Genomic DNA, 18,086 nt, shown 5'->3' on the forward strand with positions numbered 1-18,086 from the left:
GAACGAGGGGGCCTCAGCGCAGTCCGTCTTCTGCGGCGTTGCGCTGAGCGCCCCACTGTAACAGCAGGCTAAACGACGCGGGTAACACGGTCAACGTCACCAGCGTCGCGACCAGTAGCCCGCCGATAATGGCATAGGCCATTGGCCCCCAGAAGACCTGATGAGAGATCGGGATCATGCCCAGGATGGCGGCGCAGGCGGTCAGACAGATGGGTCTGGCCCGGTGTTCCGCGGCCGCCATAATTGCGGCATCGTTTGCCATCCCCTGAGCAAGATTGCTGTCAACTTCGCTAATCAGTATCACCGCGTTGCGCACGATCATCCCCGCCAGGGCGATGACGCCCAGCAGCGCGACAAACCCCATTGGCGTGCCGCCGGGCAGCATAGCCAGCACGATCCCCGGCAAGCCAAACGGGGCCATCAGGAGGGCCAGCAGCATACGGGAATATCGCCGCAGCTGAAGCATCAGCAGGAACAGCATGAGGACCAGCGTTACCGGAAGAACGGTAAAGACGGAGCTGTTCCCCTTGTCCGATTCGGCAACCGCGCCGCCCTCTTCAATGCTGTAACCAGCGGGCAGGCTCGCGCGCAGCTTGTCGACCGCCGGACGAAGCGCCGCGGATACCGCTTCAGCCTTCAGCCCCGGGGCAAGGTCCGTTTGCACCGTGATAAAGGGCACGCGCTGGCGACGCCAGATGACCGGATCGTCCACGCCCCAGACCGGCGTCGCGACGGCGCTGAGCGGAATTTTTTTACCGTCATTCCCCTGCATCGTGAGCGAGGAGAGGGTGGCGGTGCTGTGACGTGCATCGTCCGTGGCCCGCAGCACAACGTCGACAAGGCGGTCATTATCCCTGATGGCGGTAACAACGCTGCCGGACCAGACGGTGTTCAGCGTGCGGGCGAGGCTTTCTGACGATATTCCCGCCGCCCTGGCCGCCGTCTGATTCACCTTAAGGGTGATGACCCTCTCCGGCTCTCCGGCCGTCTGGTTAACGTCGCGTGAGAACGGAGACCGGCCAATCGCGTCCGTGAGACGGTTCGCCAACGCCCGAACCTGCAGATAATCTGGCCCGCTCACCCGGTATTTGATGGGCCAGCCGACGGGCGGCCCCAGCTCAAGGGGCGACACGCGCGTGATGATGTCGCTAAACTGCGTCGCCAGGATCCTGTTGAGCTGCGCATGCAGACGATCCCGCGCCTCAAGATCCTTAGCCACCACGACCATCTGGGCGATATTTTCATTTTCCAGCAGCACGTCCATCGGCAGGTAAAAACGGATGGCGCCCGACCCGACGTACGTCGAATAGCGATCGATGTTGCCGTTGCCGGCCAGCGCCTTTTCCAGCTTTTCCACCTCTCTTAGCGTTTCCGGCTGCGACGCGTTGGCCGGAAGCGTCAGGCTGACCAGCAGCTCAGGCCTGTCCGAAACGGGGAAAAACTCGCCCTGCATAAACGTCGTGCCGTACACGGACAGCCCCAGCGCGGAAAGGGCGAACAGCACGGTAGCGAGCCGGTGGCGCAGTGCCAGGCGTAAAAGGCGTCCGTACCCGCGCGCGATCCTGCCGGGGCCTGCCGCGTGGTGTCTGACTTTTTCCTGCAGCAGCCACGTGCCCGTCAGCGGCGAAAACAGGATCGCGACGGCCCAGGAGCAGAGCAGGGCAATGAGCACCACCGCAAACAGGGAAAAGCAGTATTCACCGGCGCTGGAGGCCGCAAAACCAACGGGAATAAAACCGGCAATCATCACCAGAGTACCGGTGAGCATCGGAAATGCCGTCGTTTTAAACGCATGGGTGGCCGCATGCCGACGGGAATCCCCCGCTTCCAGCCGGGAGACCATCGTTTCGACGGCGATCATGGCGTCATCCACCAGCAGGCCCAGGGCAATAATCAGCGCCCCGAGCGAGATACGCTGAAGGCCAATACCTGCGAGCATCATGCCGGCAAACGTCATGGCGAGCACCAGCGGAATGGCCGTCGCCACCACCAGTCCGGCCCGTAACCCCAGCGAGACAAATGAAACCGCCAGCACGATCACAACGGCTTCGATAAGCACCCGGATAAACCCGCTTACCGCGTCACTGACCACCGCTGACTGATCGGCAACTTTCACCATCTCGATACCGTGCGGCAGCCCGGCGCTGAGGGCCGCCATTCTGGCATTCAGCGCAGCGCCGAAACGCAGCATGTTGCCCGTTGGCGCCATCGACACCGCCAGCCCGATAGCCGGCTTGCCGTTCACCCGGTAGGCTGGGGCCGGTGGCTCGGCGATTTCCCGGGTGACGGTGGCAATGTCGGTCAGCGGAATATAGCGATTGTTAACGTGCAGCGTGACGGCACGTAAACTCTCTTCGGTCGTGAGCGCCCCGCTGACCTTTATCGCCATGTTCTCCTGTCCGGTACGCATAACGCCAGCCGGGACAACGGCGTTTTGCGCCCGGAGGGCGTCGGCAACTTCCTGAATATCGAGCCCCATCCCGGCCAGGCGCGCGGGAGAAAAGGCGAGAACCCACTGCTCCTGCTGTTCGCCCAGCAGGGTGGTTTTGCCTATATCCGGCAGGGACATCAGCTCGCGACGAATTGTCTCTGCGCGATCCCGCACCTCCCGCAGGGTGAAACCCTCGGGAATAAAGGCATAAATTGTGCCGAATGTGTCGTCAAACTCGTCGTCCACGGCAGGGCCCTGCACCCCTTCAGGCAGGGACGGCGCGATGTCCTGCATTTTTTTGCGAACCTGATACCAGATGTCCGGCACGCTCTGCGGGGGCGTATCGTCACGGAGGTTGACGTGGATAACGGTGCGTCCGGCCCGGGTTTCACTTTCGAGATAGTCCAGCCAGGGCGTTTCCTGCAGCTTTTTTTCAAGCGTATCGGTCAGCAGGCGGGTGGTATCCGCCACGGAGGCTCCCGGCCACTGCGCGGAGACGACGGCCGTTTTAATGGTAAAAGCCGGATCTTCGTTACGCGGCAGCTTCTCATAGCAAAACACGCCCATCGCAATTACCAGCAGCATGAAAAAGCTGACCATCTGCTGGTTCTTCAGCGCCCAGGCGGAGAGGTTAAATTTGGCTTCCGGTCCTGTGTTCATGGCTGAACCTCTCCGGCAACTACCGGCTCACCGGACCGCAATGTGCTCACGCCCGCCGTAATCACCCTGTCGCCCGGCTCAAGGCCGGAGGCAATCATGACGGAGGTGGCCGTATAGCTCGCGGGCACCACCGCGCGCAGCTGCGCCCGCGACTGCGGGGTAATCACAAAAACGGCCGGTTTGTCGCCGATGCGGGTCAGCGCCGAGACGGGAAGGGTGTATCCGCGCGGGGCAGACGATGGCAACGTGACGGTAACGCTGGCGCCCAGCGCCATGGCCGCCGGCGGGTTTTGCAGGGTGGCCCTGACGCGCCAGGTGCGGGTTTGAGGATCGGCCTGCGGGGTGACATCCCGCAGCGCGGCAGACGCCTGTACCGACGGGTCGCTGAGGAGTGAAACCCGCAATTCCGCCTTATCCAGAGGCGGGATCGCATCCGGAGTGGCAATATCAAACGCCACGTCGCGGGCTTCACCCGTTGCCAGCGTCAGCACGGACTGACCGTCGCTGACAACCTGTCCCGCAGAAGCGTTCACGGCCGTGATGACGCCCGCCTGCGGCGCGATCAGGCGCGTCCAGACCAGGCTTTCGCGGGAATTTCTCCACGCGGCCTCGCTGCTTTTTAAGCGCGCGCGGGCGACAAGCCAGTCCGCACGGGCGCTGTCGAGCTGCGTGCGGGCTATCGCGCCCGTTGGCATGAGCTTTTGCATTCGACTGACGTTAAGCGCGGCGACCTGCGCTGAGGCTTTGGCACCTTCATAGTCGGCCGCCGCGCCGTCGAGCTGGTTTTGTCCGGTCGTGTTGTCAAGCGTGGCCAGCAGCTGTCCGGCAGTGACCCGGTCGCCAATATCAACGCTGCGCGTCAGTATCCGGCCCCCGGTCCGAAAGCTCAGGGTCGTTTCATCGTGGGCATGGATCTCACCGGTTCTTTCCAGCGCGGGAAGGGTCTGGGCGGTCCCGACGACGACGTAGCGTACCGCTCGCGCAGGGTCGGGCTTATTTTCGTGTTTATCACCGCAGCCGGTTAGCGGAAAAATCGCCAGCGCAAGCAGGGCCAGGGGAAGAAAATGCAGCCAGGAAAGGGTGCGCGCCACGCCGTACAAATGATGCAGGCAGTGGCGGAGGGAGAGAAAAAATTCGTCTGACATAACGCCGCTCCATAAAGGGAATGGAGTTATTAAATGCGCGCTACGTCGAGAAAGATTCGATGTTCTGTCAAGGCTTTATCAAGAGTGAAGATTTTCATTACCGGACGGATGCCAGGGCAATAAAATGCACACGGCGAGGCCGCCGGTTTCCGGTAATGACGCGCTAATCTCACCCCCATGCGCCTCGCAAATCGCACGGGCGATGGATAAACCGAGGCCGCTGCCGCCGGAATGCCGCGCGCGGGACTGCTCCTCGCGGCTAAAGCGTTTAAACATTTCCGGTAAGAACTGTGGCGAAACGCCCGGCCCGTCATCGGTAAATTCGAGGATGTAATGCCCGCTGGCGTAGTGCAGCGCCACCTCAAGGTGGCCGCCATCGCGCCCGTAACGTAGCGCATTTTCAATGAGGATGGTAACGACCTGTCCAAGACGGAACGCATCGCCTCTGAAGGGGCTGGTACGCGGGTTGCGAAGCGTTATCCGAAAATGATGCGCGTCAGCCTCGGGCATGATCCAGGCAGCCCGCTCCTGAATCAGCTCATCCAGACAGAACGGCTGGTCCTCCAGCACGAGGTTACCCGCGTCGGCGAGCGAGAGAAGGTGAAGCTCATCGGTGAGGCGGTTGAGGTGCTGGAGCTGTTTCATCACCATGCCCAGCTGCGCCGGGCTGGCATCAAACACGCCGTCTAACATGCCCTGCAGACGCCCTATGGCGGCCGTCAGGGGCGAGCGCAGCTCGTGCGCCATCGCGACGTGCGATGCGCGGAGCTCTTTTTCATAGCGGGCGAGTTGCCCCGTCATGGAGTTAAAGTCGGTCGCAAAGCTGACCATTTCAGCCGGCGCATCCTCGATCAGTTCCGCCTGGCGGCCAAACTGCCCGTCGGCGACATCCTTTGCCGCATCGCGAAGGCGGCTGAACTGCAGCGCCAGCGGCCGGGCGTGTTTGAGCCCCATCACCACAATAAACGGGATCATCACCAGCACCAGCAGGGCCACCGTGGCCCAGTCGGCTGAGGCGATAGACGGCGTGGAATAGCTCAGGCCCCACCAGGTGTCCACAATCGAGTGGAAGCGGGCCGGATTGGCCTGCGGGTTCTGGCTGAGCGTCAGAAACTCCTGGCGGACCGCCGCTGGCATTTTGCCCATTATCCAGTAGTTCTGAACCGCATAGCGCAGCCACATGCAGGTGGCAATGACGATCACGCTGCCGATAGCCAGCGCCAGAATACGCGCGCAAATCCAGCGCCACAGAGAGGAGTGCTGATTTTTAATCATGGCTGTCTGAACCTGTAACCCACGCCGCGAACGTTGATCAGCACGCCGGAGATCCCCGCCGCTTCCAGTTTTTTACGCAGGTTATAAATATGGGTGTCCACCACGCGCTCCAGCGCCTCGCTTTCCGGCAAACAGTGCTCCAGTAAATACTGGCGGGAGAACGGGTGCGCCGGAGAACGCAGCAGCGTTGCCAGAAGCGAGAATTCCGTTGGCGTAAGATCGAGCATCACTGGCGCGTCGCCGCCGTTATCCACGCTCGCCACAATGGCGGCCACGTCCACCTCCAGCGTTTGCCAGCGAAGGATTGCTTCGTCCGTCTCTTTTTTACTGCTGCGCCGCAGCACCGCCTGCACCCGAGCCACCACTTCGCCCGGATGATAAGGCTTCACAACGTAATCATCGGCACCGTATCGCAGGGCGCCAATGCGGTCAGGGGTATCCCCCATGGCCGTGACCATGATCACCGGCACATCGCTTTTACGACGCAGGCCAGCCAGCACCTCGGTGCCGTTAAGCCCCGGCAGCATCACGTCCAGCAGAATGAGGTCGGGCTTCCACCGCTGCGCCATATCCAGCCCGGAATGACCGTCTCCGGTAATGGTCACGTCGTAATTTTCCCGCCGTAAATAGGCTTCGAGCACGCCGGCCGCATCGGCGTCATCTTCAATAATCAGCACTCTTCTGGACAACATCCGTTCACCTTGACCATTTCTTAACACTATCCCGACGATTCATTGATTCACCCAAATCATACTGCGCCAACGTTGTGTGGCTGCCCCCGTATCAGGAGGCGCCAGCGTCCGTATGGAGAGCAGTATGATAGCGATAAAAAAAGTCCTGTATATGTCCGTCCCGCTTCTGATGGCCGTGGCTTCCGGCGCGCAGGCGGATGATGGCACCGCGTTCGATTCCCTCACAGTCGGGCTTGGGGGGCAGTATGCCCCGCGTTACTCAGGCTCAGACAAGCAGGTGTGGCAGGTGGTTCCGGTGCTGCAGGGACGCAAAGGCGCTTTCTTTATTGATGCGCAAAAAGGGGGGGGATATGACCTGCAAAACGACAGCGGCTGGTATTTCGAACACACGCTGGGCTACGACTTCGGAAGGGCTGATAAAAATTCTGGCTGGCGTGAGGGCGCAAACAATCTGAAAGGGATGAGGGGCATTGATGCCACCCTGAATACCGGCCTTGCCGTGGGCTGGCAGGCCACACCATGGCTGAGTATGGAAGGCAAAGCGACGCTGCCGTTAACGGACAGCCAGGGGGCAAGCTATCAGGCTTCCGTTACGCTGATCCCCGTACAAAATAACCAGGACACGGTCGCCTTTCAGTCTGCGGCCCTGTTTGGCGACAGCCGTTATCTGAATACCTGGTATGGGGTAAGCGAGCAGCAGAGCCGACGCACCGGATATCGCCGCTATGCTGCGCCGGGTGGATTCTATGGCGTCGACACCAGCCTGACCTGGAGCCATCAGTTCGATGCCCACTGGGGGACGGTGCTGAGTGCGGACTATACCTGGCTGGGCGACCATGCGAATAACAGCCCGATCGTGATGCGGCGTAATGAGGGGTCTGCAACCGCCGCAATTACCTGGACATTTTAACGAGGGAAAGGGTCAGGCAAAGAGTCCCTTAATAAGCATCCAGAAAAGTGAGAGCAGGCAGAGGAGTTGTAACGTTCGCAATGACCACAGCTGAAAACGCCATTGATATCGCTCCCGGGCATCGGCTTCTGCGATCGGGCCAGCGGCATCAGCAGCGTTTTTCCCTGGGCGGCGCAGAAAATCATGGCACAGCCAGACCAGAAGTATGAGGCAAAGTATTCTCGTGAAAAGTAAACCGTAGGTGTATAAAACATATCCCAGTAGCAGCGGAGGGTGTCCATGGCCTTTATCCTTTCCTGAGCCGCCCATACGGCTGGTATGGGCGGTGCGAGCTTATTTCTTCTTATTCATCATCGCTTTTAAATCGGCGAACGGGTTAAACGTGGCGACGCCCACCTCTTTTTGCGCGTCTTCCCCTGCAACCACGGTGGTACCGTACTGATCCGCTTCGGTGTATTTCGAGTGTTCATGGTCATGGCAAAACAGGCACAACAGTTCCCAGTTGCTGCCATCTTCCGGGTTGTTGGTATGGTCGTGATCGATATGGTGAACCGTGAGTTCACGCAGATTGGAATAAACAAACTCTCGCGAGCAGCGTCCACACACCCATGGATAGATTTTTAATGCTTTTTCGCGATAGCCGCTTTCCAGTCGCGCGTAGTTTTTAGGGATCAAAGCCATTGCCGGTTTTACCTGCCATGAAAAGAGTGGGGGATATTATATCCCATTATGGAGCGTAATGACGAACCCCTCAATTCTGTCAATTTATTTGAATCATTCCGTTAAATAAACGGCATTTATTCTTACCGGGTAATGCGTAAAGTAGGTGAGATGCAAAGTCCCATCAGGATAAATCGTTATGAAAAAGATCGGGTTTCTGTCGTTTGGTCACTGGACACCTTCACCGCAGTCCGGCACGCGTTCAGCAGCGGATACATTGCTTCAGTCCATTGATTTGGCCGTGGCGGCCGAAGAGCTGGGTGCAGACGGCGCGTATTTCCGTGTGCACCACTTTGCCCGGCAGCTGAGCTCCCCGTTCCCCCTGCTGGCCGCAATAGGCGCCAAAACGAAAACCATTGAAATCGGTACTGGCGTCATTGATATGCGCTATGAAAACCCGATGTACATGGCAGAGGATGCTGGAGCCGCGGATCTGATCTCAGGTGGGCGTTTGCAGCTTGGCATCAGCCGGGGTTCCCCGGAGCAGGTTATTGATGGCTGGCGTCATTTTGGCTATGTCCCGCAGGAAGGGGAAAACGAATCTGATATGGCACGCCGCCATACCGAGGTACTGCTTGAGGTATTGCGTGGAGAAGGTTTTGCAAAACCGAATCCACAACCTATGTTCCCGAACCCGCCGGGGTTGCTGCGCCTTGAACCTTATTCCGCCGGTTTGCGCGAGCGTATCTGGTGGGGAGCCGGTTCGAATGCGACTGCAGTGTGGGCGGCAAAACTGGGAATGAACCTGCAAAGTTCTACCTTAAAAGACGATGAAACCGGTGAGCCGTTCCATATTCAGCAGGCAAAACAGATCCGCGCTTACCGTCAGGCGTGGGCGGAAGCAGGGCATACGCGTCAGCCACGAGTCTCGGTTAGCCGCAGTATTTTTGCGCTGATGGACGATCGCGATCGGATGTACTTCGGCTCCAGCCGGAGCGACAGCGATAGCGTCGGTTATCTTGATGAGAAAACGCGTGCAATCTTCGGACGTAGCTATGCCGCAGAGCCTGATAAGCTGATTGAACAGTTGAAAAAGGACGACGCGATTGCCGAGGCAGATACGTTATTATTGACCGTGCCGAATCAACTTGGTGTGGATTACAATGCGCATGTGATTGAGTCCATTCTCAAACATGTCGCACCGGCAATGGGCTGGCGCGAGTAGCCATTCTGTAATCAGCCGTGAGATCGTAATGGAAAACCTGGCCCTCTGGTATCGACGTTTTGGCGAGCCAGATTCTGTTCTGCAGCCGGAAACAGCGCCATTGGGCGAGCTTGCACCGGGTCATCTTCGTGTGCAAATGCTGTTTTCCCCGGTGAACGCGTCCGATCTTATCCCCATTACCGGGGCCTATCGCCACCGGACGCCGCTACCGGCGGTGGCAGGGTATGAAGGCGTCGGGATTGTGACCCAGGCACCAGCCCCCTTCACGGGGCTGGTGGGCAAGCGCGTCTTACCCTTACGGGGGCAGGGAACCTGGCAGCGCTATGTTGATTGCCCGGCTGAGTATGCGATCCCCGTTCCGGACAATATCGACTCACGCCTGGCCGCACGGGCCTATATCAATCCGCTGGCGGCGCAGATGATGCTCGCTCACTATCCACCACAGGGAAAGCGGGTGTTGCTCACGGCTGCCGGTTCTGACTGTGCCATTCTGCTCGGGCAGTGGGCGCGTCAGAGGGGAGCGCAAGCGGTATACGGTATTCACCGTTCGCCTGTACATGCTGAAAGGCTGGATGCGATGGGGATCATTCCCGTCGCGCAACAGGATACGACGAGAATCGGCGCTATCGCTGCGTGTACCGATGTTGTTTACGATGCGACCGGAGGAGCGCTTGCGGAAGCTATTCTCAACGTGATGCCCGAGCAGGGCATGTTTGTTTGCTACGGACTGCTCTCCGGGCAAACCTTCCGTCAGCAGCGCCCCATGCCGCGCGTGGCATGGTTTCATATTCGCAACTATCTCGATGCCCTCAGCGTGGAGGCGTGGCATGCCGAGTTCGAACGCATCTGGCCTCAGTTGCGTGGTAGCCAGTACAGCCATGCCACGGTGTACCCTCTGACGGAATGGCAGAGGGCGCTAAGTGCGTACCGTGAAGGTGGCAGAACCGGCAAGCCTATCCTGTCGATGATGGCGTGACCGCTATTGATGGCTCATATCGCTCAGCAGCACGGCAATACTTTGCCCACCTGCCGTCTGTTCCAGGCCAATCTTCACAATGATGGTCAGCGGAACGGAAAGCAGCATCCCAACGGGGCCGAGCAGCCAGCCCCAGAAAATAAGGGACAAAAATACCACCAGTGTGGACAACCCCAGTCCACGTCCCATCATCCGTGGCTCAAGAATGTTGCCGAACACCAGATTAATCACCAGATATCCTGCCAGCAGAATCAACGCGTCATAGAACCCGCTGAAAACCAGCATCTGAAGAATAGGAGGAATTGCTGCCAGTACGGAGCCGATGTTAGGGATGTAGTTCAGCGCAAATGCCAGTAACCCCCAGACAAATGCAAAGCGGACATCCAGCGCCATGAGCATTCCCCAGACCACCCCTCCTGTGACCAGGCTAATGGCCGTTTTTAACACCAGATAGCGGGAAACGCTGTCCAGCGCACGTTGAATTGCCCCCATACCTTCAACCGGACGAACCATGATCTGCTGCAGCTTTGTGGGAAGTTGCGGTACCTCCAGTAACATGAACACCACCGTTAAGAACAGCAGGAAAATAGAGGTCATGGCATTGGAGAGTTGCGCCAGCAGGCTGGTGACAAGCGTCATGGCCGCGTTGGGATCGATATATTTCAGGAGCTCCTCAACCGAGACTTCTATGCCTGCGCGCTGCAGCCAGGGTTCAATTTGCAGGAGCGGTATCGCCAGTGACGAACGGTATTTCGGCAATGTTCGCGCCAGTTCATTGAGCGACGTCCCCAGGTAAGCGACGAGCAGAACCATCGCAATAATAATGATGCTGATAAGCAGGGTGATCGCCAGTACGCGCGGAATGCGTAATCGAGTCATACGCTGTACCAGCGGGTTAAGGATCACCGCAATAAACAGCGCCAGAACAAAGGGGACAATGATGTCGGCGGCAAAACGAACGCCTGTCAGAATGATCACCAGCATGCCCAGCATGATGACAATTTTTAACCCGTTCAGGGTAATGATGGGTTTAGCCATGGTGACTCCGGAATAATCTTTTTATTTATAATAAATGCGAAACCCGCTGTAATAAAGCAACCAAAATCAAACGGGGTGGGTAAAGAATTGCAAAGACTTTGAGTAAAATCCTGACTTATGGTACAAATCTGGCGTGTTTAACTACCGAGGACAATTTTGATCCGCAAAGACGAGAAGCAACACCGCGGATAATTGTAATTTTATGGACAATTTGTTCAGGACGTACTTTTCAAACAATACTGCTGTATTTTCCTCTTCCTTCTGCCTGCTTTCTGGTGAGCAACACTGGCGCACCGCACTATAGTCACATCTTCTGCCTGAGCTGGCGCTACGCGCTTAGCTGTCCGATTTAATTTCATATTTTTTGGTTTGCTGTTCGCGGCGGGCCACGATGGATTATATTCTCAAGCAGGAGAAAAACATGTTTTACTGGATTTTATTAGCTCTGGCTATTATCGCTGAAATTACTGGCACGTTGTCGATGAAATGGGCAAGTGTCAGCGATGGCAACACCGGTTTTATTTTAATGCTGGTGATGATTTCACTTTCCTATATTTTCCTCTCATTTGCAGTGAAAAAAATTGCGCTGGGTGTGGCCTATGCCCTGTGGGAGGGGATCGGTATTTTGCTGATTACACTGTTCAGCGTCATGATATTTGACGAAACGCTCTCCACGATGAAGGTTGCCGGGTTAACGACCCTGGTTGCGGGTATTGTGCTGATTAAATCGGGTACTCGTAAGCCGACAAAACAGCAGAAGGAGCAGAACCATGCAACAGTTTGAATGGGTTCATGCGGCCTGGCTGGGTTTTGCCATCGTGCTGGAAATTCTGGCTAACGTCCTGCTGAAATTCTCGGATGGTTTTCGCCGTAAAGTGTACGGACTGATGTCGATTGCGGCGGTTCTGGGGGCGTTCAGTGCCCTGTCCCAGGCGGTAAAAGGAATCGACCTTTCTGTTGCCTATGCGTTGTGGGGAGGGTTTGGTATCGCCGCCACGCTGGCAGCAGGTTGGGTGCTCTTCGGTCAGCGTTTAAATAACAAAGGCTGGGTAGGATTGATATTACTGCTTGCTGGTATGATCATGATAAAACTCGCCTGATATACTGACAGCCATTATTTACAGGCAGCGAAATTCGCTGCCTGTCGTACTATCAGATCAGATCGTGCTGATTTACTGTTGCGCCAGCGCTTCCAGCTTGTCGCGAAAACCGGTAACAGACAACGCCCGGTTATCTGCGCGCCAGCGATCTTTCGCCGCAGGCGCGGAACTCTGGACGCCAATCAATTGCCAGCCATTATCCGTTTTCAGCATTAACGGTGAACCGCTGTCGCCTGGCAGCGTATCGCACTGATGCGAAAGCACGCCGGTTTGTGCCCAGCCCGTCACAACACAGTCGGTGTGAGTGTAAAGCGCATCCAGATGATCAACAGGGTAGCCTGACTGCGTCACCTTGCGGTCGGCAGCTTTCAGGGCGGCGGTGAGTGCGGCTTTATCTCCGTCAAATAACGGCAGCGGCGTAATACCTGAAGGCGGGTAGCGCAAAATGATCAGGCCAAAATCCCATGAGGCGGCTGCCGGTGGCACTATCCAGCCATCACCATCGGGTTTCAGGCGTTTGCCGAGAGAAGGGTCAACCCGGCCTTCAATACCGTGGATTTCATAGCGCCAGATTCCTTTTTGCGACACAAACCGCAAGGCAACCGCTTTGTCTGGCTTACCGTTTGGCGGTGTCAACAGACAGTGGCCGGCCGTCAGGGCAAGCTGCGGGGTGATCAACGTCGCGGTACACAAGTTACCGCTGGCGGTTTCCAGTTGCCCTATCGCATCCCAGGGCGCCTGGGTAGGATCGGTGACGCGAGTCCGGTCATCATGACCGAAAAAAAGCGTTTTTAGATCTTTCGCGCTAATGGTGTCATCACCGCCATCATCCGCATGTGAAAATCCAGAAAAAAGGCCAAACGTTCCCAGTAACAACACAACAGATTTACGCATATCACACTCTGGTGGGGGTAATTATGATTATTAAAAGTGAACCCTATGAAAATACTATAGACGGGACAGCGCTAAAGTGGGAGTAAAATCAGCGTGCTACAATCAGGAAAGATAAAAATGGCTTGCGATGAGCGCGCATAAAATAAGCAGGATCAGGATCAGCTCAAACCGATAGCGTCGCAGCATACGCCCTCCGGATAAAAAAACGGCGCGGAACCTGTTCCGGTTCAGCGCCGGTTTACCAACGTGCCCCGAAGGGCACGATTAAGCTTGTACTCTTACGCAGCTGGCTGTGCAGCTGGTTTAGCAGCTTCGTGTTTTACTGCTTTTTTGTGGTGCTTTTTAGCGGCCTGAGCTTTCTGCTCTACAGCTGGTTTGGTCGCTTTTTTGTGGTGGTGCTTTTTAGCAGCCTGCGCTTTCTGCTCTACAGCTGGTTTGGTCGCTTTTTTGTGGTGCTTTTTAGCGGCCTGCGCTTTCTGCTCTACAGCCGGTTTAGCGGCTTTTTTGTGGTGCTTTTTGGCAGCCTGAGCTTTCTGCTCGGTTGGTGCTGCGGTTGCTGGTGCAGCGGCTTCTTTTTTCACTGCTGCTTTATGATGTTTCTTATGGTGAACCGCTTTTGCTGGAGCAGCAGTAGTGGTTGCAGCTGGAGCGGCAGCCGGTGCAGCGGTTGCAGTAGTTTCAGCAGCAAACGCAGCAGAAGACAGACCCATAGCAGCGGCAACAACCAGAGCTAATACTTTATTCATTCTCATACCCTCGAATTTGGTTTTTCATTTAACCCCACTGCGGGGCCGTTGAAATAACTATATCCCTGTAAATTCGAGGTTTCCGTGAGTGATTGGTATCGCTGTGTAACCATATGTACATTGCCGGGGCTCCCCAGAAAATAATGCTTGCACAGATGACCCCCTCTCCCTTGAGGGTGTACAGAGGGAGAGGGCAGGAGTGAGGGGGAACATACGGCTGTAGTGGTCGTTCCTTGCTACTCTGTAATGACAACACCGGTGAACGTGCCAGGGTGGCTCAATCGCCACCACCATGGCGACCCCGGGCCAGGGCGTCGCTGCGAGTCAATTATTACGCCTGGAAAATCTGAATCGCTTCTGCTTAAAAAATTTACTGGAGATCCCTCAGCCCTGGCCAAACAGATTACAGATAACGCGAAGTCAGGTGTTCCCGGAAGTAGCGGATATTCAGATCTTCACCTGTCGCCTGGGTAATTAACTGCGACGTGGTAAAGCGGCTACCGTGCTGCCAGATGTTCTGGCGCAGCCAGTCAAACAAAGCGGAAAAATCGCCCTCAGCGATGGAGGCCTGTAGACCCGGAAGCGCAGTCTTTGCTGCATGGAATAGCTGTGCAGCATACATCGCGCCCAGCGTGTAGGACGGGAAGTAACCAAAACCGCCGTCGGTCCAGTGGATATCCTGCATGCAGCCGTTGCGGTAGTTGTCTTTGGTGGATAATCCGAGCCAGGCCTGCATTTTCTCGTCCCACAGGGCGGGAATATCGTCCACCTCGATCTCGCCGTTGATCAGCGCACGTTCAATCTCATAGCGCAGCACCACATGTGCCGGGTAACTCACTTCGTCCGCATCGACGCGAATATAGCCCGGCTTCACGCGCTGGTTCCAGGCAATAAAGTTCTCTTCGCTGAACGCCGCCTGGCTGCCAAAGCGAGCGTGCACTGCAGGGAGGAGATGTTTGAGGAAGGCCTCACTGCGGCCGAGTTGCATCTCAAAGAACAGGCTCTGGGATTCATGGATGGCGGTGGAGCGTGCCAGAGCGATAGGCTGTCCTGCCCACGCTCGCGGCAGGTTTTGTTCGTAGCGGGCGTGCCCGGTTTCATGAATCACACCAAAAAGCGCGCTCAGCAGTTCATTCTCATCATAACGCGTGGTAATTCGCACATCTTCCGGTACGCCACCGCAGAAAGGGTGCGCACTGACGTCCAGGCGTCCGCCGTTAAAATCGAAGCCCAACATCTGCATAGCTTCCAGCCCCAGCTCACGCTGTGTTGCTGTCGGGAAGGGGCCTTGCGGTGGAACAAACGCACGCTGAGCCTGTTTTTCCACCACGTTTGCCAGCAGGTCCGGCAGCCAGGATTTCATATCGCCGAACAGGACGTCCAGACGCGCGCTGGTCATGTCGGGCTCAAAAATATCCAGCAGCGCGTCGTACGGCGTACAGCCTTTGGCTTCGGCCCGCAGGCGAGCCTCTTCGCGACTGAGTTTGACCACCTCTTTCAGGTTGGCGGAAAAGCCCTGCCAGTCGTTGGCGGGGCGCTGCGTGCGCCAGGCGTGTTCACACTTGCTGCCCGCCAGGGATTTGGCTTCCACCAGCGATTCTGGCAGCAGCGAGGCCTGCTGATATTGACGCGTCATTTCGCGCAGGTTGGCTTGTTCGATATCATTCAGATTTTCATCTGCCGCCGCCGCTAACAGGTCGCCGACTTTTTTATCGGTCAGGATCTGGTGTTGCAGGACGCTTATCTCCGCCAGCGCCTCGCCACGGGCAGCGCTGCCGCCTGGCGGCATCATGGTGAACATATCCCAACTGGCGATGGAGGAGAGGTGGGAGAATCGGGAGAGACGCTGGAAGGTGCGGGTGAGTTGTTGGTAGTTGTTGTTTTTCATGAAGTCCTCGTGTCTGAATCAGCCGATGACAAAAATTAGCATCGGCTTGATTTAAACACGAAGGCGGCGGATTGTTAATGCAGACGTTTATGCAAACTGGCGCCAACCAGCAGCGCGGCGCACAGCATCAGCGCAATAAACCCACCCACGCCGTTCCAGCCGTAGTTATGCCAGAACACGCCGCCGAGCGTCCCGGCAATACTGGAACCGAGATAGTAGCTGAACAGATAAAGCGACGACGCCTGACCTTTGGCCCGACGGGCGCGTGGGCCAATCCAACTGCTGGCAACCGAGTGGGCGGCGAAGAATCCCGCGGAGAAGAGCAGCATCCCGGCAAAAATCAGCCACAGGGAGGAGAAGAGCGTCAACAGCAGGCCGAGTAACATCACGCCTGTGAATACCAGCATCACCGGTCCCCGCCCGAAGCGTGCCGTCATCGCTCCGGCTTTTGGGGAGCTCCATGTTCCGGTCAGATAAGCGACAGAAAGCAAACCGACAACGGCCTGACTCAGATGCCACGGTGAGAGCATCAGGCGGTAGCCAATATAGTTAAACAGCGTGACGAAGGAGCCCATCAGCAGGAAGCCGACCAGAAACAGGCGCGGCAACCCTTTATCACGCCAGTGCAGACGGAAGTTGATAAACATCGTTTTAGGGCGCAACGAGGTGGGGCGGAAATGGCGCGATTCCGGCAGAATTTTCCAGAACATCAGTGCAGAGGCAAGGGCGAAGCAGCCAATGACAGCCAGCGCAATACGCCAGTTAAAGAGGTCCGTAAATACCCCACTCAGCAGACGCCCACTCATCCCGCCGATGGAGTTCCCGCTGATGTACAACCCCATTGAGAAGGCAACAAAACTCGGGTGGATCTCTTCGCTGAGGTAGGTCATCCCTACAGCGGCAACCCCACTGAGCGATAAACCAATCAGCGCGCGCATCACCAGAATACCGTGCCAGCTGGTCATCATGGTCGAGAGTAACGTACAGACCGAGGCCAGCATCAGCGCGGTAACCATCACCGGTTTGCGACCGATGGCATCGGAAAGTGGGCCGGTAAAGAGCAGGCCAATCGCCAGCATCCCGGTGGAAATTGAGAGCGAAATGCTGCTGCTGGCAGGCGATACGCCAAACTCGTGAGAGAGAACGGGCAGGATCGGCTGAACGCAATAGAGCAATGCAAACGTTGCCAGACCCGCTGAGAAGAGCGCCAGCGTGACGCGCATAAATTGAGGTGTACCGCGTTTAATGAACTGAACCGGCTGAGATGCTACGGGTAAATCATTGATATCTCTGGCCGGATCGATATCAATGGCAGTTGTACGACTCACACAGTTTCCTTGCTTAAACATCCCCGTGATTTCTGGTGACGGGTATGACCACACGATCAGAGTAGGAAAATGTAAATATTCTGTCTAATATATTAATAATCTCAAATGATACTTTAAAAATATGAATATTGAGCTGCGTCACCTCCGCTACTTTGTTGCCGTTGCAGAAGAACTGCATTTTGGCCGCGCGGCGGCAAGACTGAATATCTCTCAGCCACCGCTAAGCCAGCAGATTCAGATCCTGGAGCAGCAGGTTGGGGCGCGTCTTCTGGCCCGTACTAACCGCAGCGTGAGTCTGACGGCAGCGGGAAAACAGTTTCTGGCCGACAGCAGACAAATCCTGAGTATGGTCGAGGAGGCCGCGGCCCGGGCAGAACGGCTGTATCTCGGGGAAACCGGAGAACTGCGGATCGGGTTTACCTCGTCCGCACCGTTTATCAGCCCCGTCTCGGAGACACTCTCCTCATTCCGCCGGCATTTTCCGGATGTTCATATTCAGACGCGCGAAATTAATACCCGCGAACAGATTGCGCCACTGAATGAAGGTTCGCTGGATCTGGGGCTGATGCGTAACACTCAATTGCCGGACACGCTGTCGTGGCAGGTGATCCTGCGCGAACCGCTGATGGCGATGATCCCTCACGATCATCCGCTGGCTTCGCGTTCGTCTGTCACGCTGGAAGAGCTGGCAAAAGAACCGTTTGTCTTTTTTGACCCGCAGGTCGGGACGGGCCTGTATGATGATATTCTGGGTTTGATGCGCCGCTACGATCTTGCCCCGGTTATCACTCAGGAAGTTGGGGAGGCGATGACCATTATTGGTCTGGTCGCTGCCGGGCTGGGCGTGTCTATTCTTCCGGCCTCCTTTAAACGGGTACAATTGCGCGAAATGCGCTGGGTTACCATCGCTGAAGAGGACGCCGTTTCAGAGATGTGGCTGGTATGGTCAAAACATCATGAACAGAGTCATGCCGCTCAGCGTTTTAAACAGCAGTTAATTAGCGCCTCTGCCGGGCGATATTTATAGGGAAATACGGGTAAAAATGTGCAGTAAATCACATGGCTAAGTAAATATTTGACGACGGCCATGGAAGTGCTTCACCATAGCCCACAGTTTA

Annotated in this window: 16 protein-coding genes; 6 read left to right on the forward strand and 10 right to left on the reverse strand. The window is 56.6% G+C overall.

What is annotated here, in order from left to right; genetic code table 11:
- Positions 1 to 13: 13 nt before the first annotated feature.
- The 4 genes from AAHF05_RS09940 to AAHF05_RS09955 all read right to left on the reverse strand — a co-directional run bounded on the left by AAHF05_RS09940 (position 14) and on the right by AAHF05_RS09955 (position 6,203).
- Positions 14 to 3,091: an efflux RND transporter permease subunit gene (locus AAHF05_RS09940; protein ID WP_129325362.1), complete on the reverse strand. Its 3,078-nt coding sequence runs from the start codon at positions 3,089 to 3,091 to the stop codon at positions 14 to 16.
- Positions 3,088 to 4,236, reverse strand: coding sequence for an efflux RND transporter periplasmic adaptor subunit (locus tag AAHF05_RS09945; protein ID WP_049008082.1), 1,149 nt, complete (start codon positions 4,234 to 4,236; stop codon positions 3,088 to 3,090). The genes AAHF05_RS09940 and AAHF05_RS09945 overlap by 4 nt, the downstream gene beginning before the upstream one ends.
- A gap of 78 nt (positions 4,237 to 4,314) precedes the next feature.
- Positions 4,315 to 5,511: a cell wall metabolism sensor histidine kinase WalK gene (locus tag AAHF05_RS09950; protein WP_049008080.1), complete on the reverse strand. Its 1,197-nt coding sequence runs from the start codon at positions 5,509 to 5,511 to the stop codon at positions 4,315 to 4,317.
- Positions 5,508 to 6,203 (reverse strand): response regulator, encoded by a 696-nt coding sequence (locus AAHF05_RS09955; RefSeq protein WP_029739347.1) that lies wholly within the window; start codon positions 6,201 to 6,203, stop codon positions 5,508 to 5,510. Before AAHF05_RS09955 ends, AAHF05_RS09950 begins: the two co-directional genes overlap by 4 nt.
- Before the next feature lie 124 nt (positions 6,204 to 6,327).
- Here AAHF05_RS09955 and AAHF05_RS09960 point away from each other — a divergent pair, with 124 nt between their 5' ends.
- Complete coding sequence (locus AAHF05_RS09960) at positions 6,328 to 7,113, forward strand: MipA/OmpV family protein (protein WP_129325366.1); 786 nt, start codon at positions 6,328 to 6,330, stop codon at positions 7,111 to 7,113.
- 333 nt (positions 7,114 to 7,446) lie between these two features.
- On the opposite strand, the gene yajD is transcribed toward AAHF05_RS09960, so the two are convergent.
- On the reverse strand, positions 7,447 to 7,794 hold the full coding sequence (gene yajD, locus AAHF05_RS09965) for an HNH nuclease YajD (RefSeq protein WP_049007252.1): 348 nt from the start codon (positions 7,792 to 7,794) through the stop codon (positions 7,447 to 7,449).
- 178 nt (positions 7,795 to 7,972) lie between these two features.
- On the opposite strand from yajD, the gene AAHF05_RS09970 reads away from it, so the two are divergent.
- Together AAHF05_RS09970 and AAHF05_RS09975 are read left to right on the forward strand one after the other, a co-directional pair.
- Positions 7,973 to 8,998 (forward strand): LLM class flavin-dependent oxidoreductase, encoded by a 1,026-nt coding sequence (locus tag AAHF05_RS09970; protein WP_028017351.1) that lies wholly within the window; start codon positions 7,973 to 7,975, stop codon positions 8,996 to 8,998.
- Between the two features lie 28 nt (positions 8,999 to 9,026).
- Complete coding sequence (locus AAHF05_RS09975; RefSeq protein ID WP_049007253.1) at positions 9,027 to 9,974, forward strand: zinc-dependent alcohol dehydrogenase family protein; 948 nt, start codon at positions 9,027 to 9,029, stop codon at positions 9,972 to 9,974.
- Between the two features lie 3 nt (positions 9,975 to 9,977).
- Here AAHF05_RS09975 and AAHF05_RS09980 read toward each other — a convergent pair whose 3' ends face one another.
- Positions 9,978 to 11,012 carry an AI-2E family transporter gene (locus AAHF05_RS09980; RefSeq protein WP_028017353.1) on the reverse strand — a complete coding sequence of 345 codons (1,035 nt, stop codon included), beginning with the start codon at positions 11,010 to 11,012 and terminating at the stop codon, positions 9,978 to 9,980.
- Positions 11,013 to 11,433: 421 nt separating this feature from the next.
- Between AAHF05_RS09980 and mdtJ the strand changes: the two genes are divergently transcribed.
- Together mdtJ and mdtI are read left to right on the forward strand one after the other, a co-directional pair.
- Complete coding sequence (gene mdtJ, locus AAHF05_RS09985) at positions 11,434 to 11,796, forward strand: multidrug/spermidine efflux SMR transporter subunit MdtJ (RefSeq protein WP_028017354.1); 363 nt, start codon at positions 11,434 to 11,436, stop codon at positions 11,794 to 11,796.
- Entirely contained in the window at positions 11,783 to 12,112 is a 330-nt protein-coding gene (mdtI, locus tag AAHF05_RS09990; RefSeq protein WP_028017355.1) for a multidrug/spermidine efflux SMR transporter subunit MdtI, read from the forward strand. The genes mdtJ and mdtI overlap by 14 nt, the downstream gene beginning before the upstream one ends.
- 72 nt (positions 12,113 to 12,184) lie before the next feature.
- Here the strand turns inward: mdtI and AAHF05_RS09995 are convergent, their stop codons facing one another.
- The 4 genes from AAHF05_RS09995 to AAHF05_RS10010 all read right to left on the reverse strand — a co-directional run bounded on the left by AAHF05_RS09995 (position 12,185) and on the right by AAHF05_RS10010 (position 16,968).
- Complete coding sequence (locus tag AAHF05_RS09995) at positions 12,185 to 13,006, reverse strand: serine protease (protein ID WP_129325368.1); 822 nt, start codon at positions 13,004 to 13,006, stop codon at positions 12,185 to 12,187.
- Between the two features lie 278 nt (positions 13,007 to 13,284).
- Positions 13,285 to 13,752: an acid resistance repetitive basic protein Asr gene (gene asr / locus AAHF05_RS10000; RefSeq protein WP_028017358.1), complete on the reverse strand. Its 468-nt coding sequence runs from the start codon at positions 13,750 to 13,752 to the stop codon at positions 13,285 to 13,287.
- A gap of 403 nt (positions 13,753 to 14,155) precedes the next feature.
- A complete protein-coding gene (locus AAHF05_RS10005) occupies positions 14,156 to 15,640 on the reverse strand; it encodes a carboxypeptidase M32 (RefSeq protein WP_129325370.1) in 1,485 nt (494 codons plus the stop codon).
- Between the two features lie 74 nt (positions 15,641 to 15,714).
- Positions 15,715 to 16,968, reverse strand: a complete 1,254-nt coding sequence (locus tag AAHF05_RS10010) for an MFS transporter (protein WP_049005701.1) — start codon at positions 16,966 to 16,968, stop codon at positions 15,715 to 15,717.
- 121 nt (positions 16,969 to 17,089) lie between these two features.
- Between AAHF05_RS10010 and AAHF05_RS10015 the strand changes: the two genes are divergently transcribed.
- Positions 17,090 to 17,995: a LysR family transcriptional regulator gene (locus AAHF05_RS10015; protein WP_129325372.1), complete on the forward strand. Its 906-nt coding sequence runs from the start codon at positions 17,090 to 17,092 to the stop codon at positions 17,993 to 17,995.
- Positions 17,996 to 18,086: the final 91 nt, after the last annotated feature.

Source organism: Enterobacter adelaidei, assembly GCF_041937165.1.
In the GTDB taxonomy this organism is placed as follows: domain Bacteria; phylum Pseudomonadota; class Gammaproteobacteria; order Enterobacterales; family Enterobacteriaceae; genus Enterobacter; species Enterobacter adelaidei.